The sequence below is a fragment of the Caballeronia cordobensis genome, assembly GCF_001544575.2.
In the GTDB taxonomy this organism is placed as follows: Bacteria; Pseudomonadota; Gammaproteobacteria; order Burkholderiales; family Burkholderiaceae; genus Caballeronia; species Caballeronia cordobensis.
In genome coordinates this window covers 1-5,981 of record NZ_FCNY02000052.1, presented here as the reverse complement: position 1 = coordinate 5,981, position 5,981 = coordinate 1, and the positions used below count along the sequence as shown (strand labels likewise).

At 60.4% G+C, this 5,981-nt stretch carries 1 protein-coding gene; it reads right to left on the bottom strand.

All coding sequences use genetic code 11. The annotated features are described in order from the left end of the window. A partial coding sequence (locus AWB70_RS37915; RefSeq protein ID WP_143281753.1) for a non-ribosomal peptide synthetase occupies positions 1–5,981 on the bottom strand: 5,981 nt, incomplete at both ends.

The following is a 5,981-nucleotide window of genomic DNA, read 5'->3' as shown; positions in this document are numbered from 1 at the left end:
CGCACGAGCACGCCGGTGGACCAGCCATCGGAGACGATGTGATGCATCGTGAAGAGCAGCACGTGTTCATCGGCTGCGAGACGCAGCAGTTGCACACGCAGCAGCGGACCGTGTTGAAGATCGAAGGCGCGGGTGGCTTCGGCTTGCGCGAGGCGGCGGACTTGCTCATCATCGGAAAGTACAACCAGCGGCAACGTGATCCGCAATTCAGAAGCGATGCACTGCACAGCCTGCCCGTCGTGTTGCGCGAACGATGTGCGCAAGCTTTCGTGACGCGCCACGAGCGCATTCAAGGCATTCTCGAAGGCCGATATATCGAGCGATCCGCTCAGACGCACGGCGACCGGAATGTTATAGGTGGACTGTCCCGGATTGAGCTGCTCAAGGAACCACAGACGTTCCTGTGCGAAAGACAGCGGCAGCTTCGCCGGACGCGGCATCGCTTGCAAGGGCGGCAAGGCGCTGGCTTCACGCGACGATTCTTCCAGTGCTTCAGCGAGTGAGGCGACACTGGGTGCATCGAACAGCGTGCGCAAGGGCAGTTCGATGGCAAGCGCTTCACGCAGACGCGACACGAGTTGCGTAGCGAGCAGCGAATGACCGCCGAGTGCGAAGAAGTTATCGAAGACGCTCACGCGTTCGAGACCGAGCACGCTGGCGAAGCATTCAGCGAGCGAGTGTTCAAGCGACGAGCGCGGTGCGACATAAGCGGCGAGATCTTGCCATTGCGGATCAGGAAGCGCACGGCGATCGAGTTTGCCGTTGGGGGTAAGTGGCAATGCATCGAGCGTAACGAACGCCGAAGGCACCATGTAGTCGGGCAATCGCGAGTTCAAATGCTCACGAAGATCGCCAGCCTCGACCTCTGAAACCAGCGTGACATAAGCGATGAGTTGCTGATCCTGCGTCGCCTCGTGCCGAGCACGCGCAATCACCACGGCCTCACGCACCGCCGGATGACTGGCGATCTGCGCTTCGATCTCACCCAACTCGATACGGAACCCACGAATCTTGACCTGATGATCGTTACGGCCAAGAAACTCGATGTTGCCATCGGGTCGATAGCGTGCGATATCCCCCGTGCGATACATACGCGCGCCGGCAACGAACGGATCATCGATAAATCGTTCGGCGGTAAGCTCAGGCCGATTCAGATAACCCCGCGCCACACCCGCCCCACCGATATAAAGTTCACCAACCGCACCCGGCGGCATCAACCGAAGTTGCCCGTCGAGCAGATAGATGCGTGCATTGGCAATCGGCTTGCCAATGACTGGCCGCGTCTGTTCGATCGTGATCTCGGTGACAGCGGCATCCACCGTGCATTCGGTCGGACCATAGACGTTGAAAGCGCGAATTTGCGTGGCTGTTGCGAGGCAATCCCACATTTGCTGCGTCAACGCCTCGCCGCCGACGAGCAACGTCAGCTCGGACTGGCGACGTTCAAGCAGACCGGTGGCGAGCAATACGTCGAGTTGCGTCGGCGTGCAGTCGAGTACATCGATGTCGCGGGCATTCACATAGTCGATCAGCGCCAGGCCATCGGTACGCACGTCGGCAGGAATGAGGGTCAGCCGGTGTCCCGCGAGCAAAGCCGTGAGGCTCTTCAGCGAAGAGTCGAACGCGATGCTGGCGTTCAGACCGACGCCCGAGTGCGCGTCGCAATGCGCGAACACCGTCGATTGGAGCGCGTAATGCAGGTTCACCACATTACGATGCTCGACCATCACGCCTTTGGGCTTGCCGGTCGAACCGGAGGTGTAGATCACGTAGGCGAGGTTATGCGGTGCGACGGTGGTTTGCGGGTTATGGTGCGGGAGAGAATCATCGAGCGAGGCATCGAGCACAGGCAGCGTTCCTGTGTCGCCGAGAGCGTCACGGCCAGCGGTGTCAGCGATCAGAAGCACAGGCGCGGCATCCGTGAGGATGTGGCTCAGGCGTTCGCCCGGATACGTCGGATCGAGCGGCACATAAGCGCCGCCGGCTTTGAGTATGGCCATCAACGCGACGATCATGTCGATGCCGCGCTCCATGCACAGCGCGACGCGATCTTCCGGGCCAACGCCAAGCGCGATCAGATGATGCGCGAGTCGATTGGCGCGTGCGTTGAGTTGCGCATACGTGAGCGATTCGTCTTCGAAGACGAGTGCGATTGCATCGGGTGTTTTCTCAACTTGCTGCTCGAAGAGTTGATGTATGCACAGATGCTCGGGATAAGCGGCAGCCGTATCGTTCCAGCTTTCGAGCAGTGCATGTTCTTCAGGCAGCACGAGTTCGAACGCATGCAGTGGTGCATCGGGTTGATGGAGTGCTTGTTCGAGCAAGCGTGTGAAGTGTTCCCCAAAGCGAGCGATGGTGCGCTCATCGAAGAGATCGGTGGCATAGCTGATGCCACCCGCAAAGCGGTCTTGCGCGTGCGTCAGATTCAGCGTGATATCGAACTTGGCACCGGCTTCTGAAGGAGGCAGCACCTCAAGCGTAAGGCCGGGTAGCGCGAGCGGCTCCATCGGCGCGTTCTGCAACACGAACATCACCTGGAACAACGCCGTGCGGCTGGTATCGCGAACCGGCGCGAGCGCTTCGACGAGCTTCTCGAAGGGCAGATCCTGATGTGCGTAAGCGGCAAGCGTTGTATCGCGTACTTGTGCAAGCAAGGTGCGCAACGATGGCGAACCCGAGAGATCGGCACGCAACACGAGCGTATTGACGAACAGACCAATAAGCGGTTCGATCTGCGCATGTGTGCGATTGGCGATAGGGGAGCCAACGGCCACCTCCGACTGTCCCGACAGCCGCGCAAGCAGGGTTTGGAACACGGCGAGCAGCAGCATGAAGGGCGTGACACCTTCTTGCTGAGCCGTTGCATTCAGCCGTTCACACAAGTCAGGGCTGAGCGCAAAGGGCAAAGTCGCGCCGCGTCCGCTGATCTGCGCAGGCCGTGGACGATCGGTCGGCAGATCGAGCGGCGCGAGTTCAGCGAGTTGATTGCGCCAGTATTGCGTCTGACGTTCGAGTTCTGCACCGGCGAGCCAGTCGCGCTGCCACAAGGTGAAGTCAGCGTATTGCACGGCCAGTGGCGGCAGAGCGAGCGGTTCGTTCAGCAGCGAAGCCGTATAGCAGGCGCCGAGTTCACGCACGAGCACGCCGGTGGACCAGCCATCGGAGATGATGTGATGCATCGTGAAGAGCAGCACGTGCTCATCGGCTGCAAGACGCAGCAGTTGCGCACGCAGCAGCGGCCCGTGCTGAAGATCGAAGGCGCGGGTGGCTTCGGCTTGCGCGAGGCGGCGCACTTGCGCATCATCGGAAAGTACAACCAGCGGCAACGTGATCCGCAATTCAGACGCGATGCACTGCACAGCCTGCCCATCGTGTTGCGCGAAAGACGTACGCAAACTCTCATGACGCGCCACGAGCGCATTCAAGGCATTCTCGAAAGCCGATACATCGAGCGATCCGCTCAGACGCACGGCGACCGGAATGTTATAGGTGGACTGTCCGGGATTGAGCTGTTCGAGGAACCATAAACGTTCCTGTGCAAAAGACAGCGGCAGCTTCGCTGGACGCGGCATCGCTTGCAAGGGCGGCAAGGCACTGGCTTCACGCGACGATTCTTCCAGCGCTTCAGCAAGTGAGGCGACACTGGGCGCATCGAACAGCGTGCGCAAGGGCAGTTCGATGGCAAGCGCCTCGCGCAGACGCGACACGAGTTGCGTAGCGAGCAGAGAATGACCGCCGAGGGCAAAGAAGTTATCGAAGACGCTCACGCGTTCGAGACCGAGCACACTGGCAAAGCATTCAGCGAGCGAGTGTTCGAGCGACGAGCGCGGTGCGACATAGGTGGCGAGATCCTGCCACTGCGGATCGGGCAACGCACGGCGATCGAGTTTGCCGTTAGGTGTGAGCGGCAATGCATCGAGCACGACGAACGCCGAGGGCACCATGTAATCCGGCAATCCCGACGCAAGATGTTCGCGCAACACGCTTGCATCGATGCCTGCCGTCCCGGTGACATAAGCGATAAGTTGCTGATCCTGCGTCTTCTCGTGCCGAGCACGCGCGATAACCACGGCCTCACGCACCGCCGGATGACTGGCGATCTGCGCTTCGATCTCACCCAACTCGATACGGAACCCACGAATCTTGACCTGATGATCGTTACGGCCAAGAAACTCGATATTGCCATCGGCGCGATAGCGAGCGATATCGCCCGTGCGATACATACGCCCACCCGGAACAAACGGATCATCGATAAACCGTTCGACGGTCAACTCAGGCCGATTCAGATAACCTCGCCCCACACCCGCACCGCCGACGTACAGCTCGCCCACCGCACCGACAGGCATCAACCGCCGTTGTGCATCGAGCAAATAAATGCGCGTGTTGGCAATCGGACGGCCGATCGGCACCGGATTGGATTCTTCCTGCAGGCATCGATAGGCCGTTGCCCACACCGTCGCTTCCGTGGGGCCGTACTCGTTATAAAGCGATACGGGGCGTGGCAGCGTCGAGCTTTGCCGCGCGAGGCTCGGCGGACACGCTTCGCCCGCCACGATGATCTCGCGAAGCCGATGTTCACCGCTCGACGACATGCTGTCGAGAATCGCCTGACCGAGAGACGGCACGCAGAGCACGCGTGTGATGTCGCGACGGCGGACCAGTTCGATGATCGCGTTCGGATCTCGTGCCGTGTCGATATCGACGAGCGCAAGACAGCCGCCGGTCGTGAGCGTCCCGAAGAGGCCGGCGACGGAGCTATCGAAGGCGAGGGACGAAAGCAGCAGGAAGCGCTCGTTCGGGGCATGTTCGTAGAACTGATGCCGCGCGCATGTGGATGCGACGAGCGTCCGATGTTCGATCGCAACGCCCTTGGGCTTGCCAGTCGAACCGGAGGTGTAGATCACGTAGGCGAGGTTATGCGGTGCGACGGTCGTTTGTGGGTTATGGTGCGAAAGCGCATCGTCGAGCGAGGCATCGGCATCGAGCACAGGCAGCGTTCCCGTGTCGCCGAGGGCTTCACGGCCGGCAGTGTCGGCGATCAGAAGTACAGGCGCGGCATCCGTGAGGATGTGACTCAGGCGTTCGCCTGGATACGCCGGATCGAGCGGCACGTATGCGCCACCGGCTTTGAGTATCGCCATCAACGCGACGATCATGCCAATGCCGCGCTCCATGCACAGCGCGACGCGATCTTCCGGCCCGACGCCGAGTGCGATCAGATGATGCGCGAGTCGATTGGCGCGTTCGTTGAGCCGCGCATAGGTGAGCGATTCGTCTTCGAATATGAGTGCAATGGCATCGGGCGATTTTTCGACTTGTTGCTCGAATAAACGCTGAATACACAGATGCTCGGGATAAGCGGCAGCCGTGTCATTCCAGCTTTCGAGCAGCGCATGTTCTTCGGGCAGCACGAGTTCGAATGCATGCAGCGGTGCATCGGGTTGATTGAGCGCCTGTTCCAGCAAGCGCGTGAAGCGTTCCCCAAAGCGAACGATGGTGCGCTCATCGAAGAGATCGGTGGCGTAGCTCAACGTGCCTGCCACACCTTCAGGTGTAGATGTCAGGTCAAGGGTGAGATCGAACTTGGCGCCGGCTTCTGACGGAGGCAACACCTCAAGCGTAAGGCCGGGCAGCGCGAGCGGCTCCATCGGCGCGTTCTGCAACACGAACATCACCTGGAACAGCGCCGTGCGGCTGGTATCACGAACCGGCGCGAGTGCTTCAACGAGCTTTTCGAACGGCAGATCTTGATGCGCGTAAGCGGCAAGCGTCGTATCGCGTACTTGTGCAAGCAGGGTGCGCAACGACGGCGAACCCGACAGATCGGCACGCAACACGAGCGTGTTGACGAACAAGCCGATAAGCGGTTCGATCTGCGCATGCGTACGATTGGCGATAGGCGATCCAACGGCCACCTCAGACTGTCCCGACAAACGCGCAAGCAGTGTCTGAAACACGGCGAGCAGCAGCATGAAGGGCGT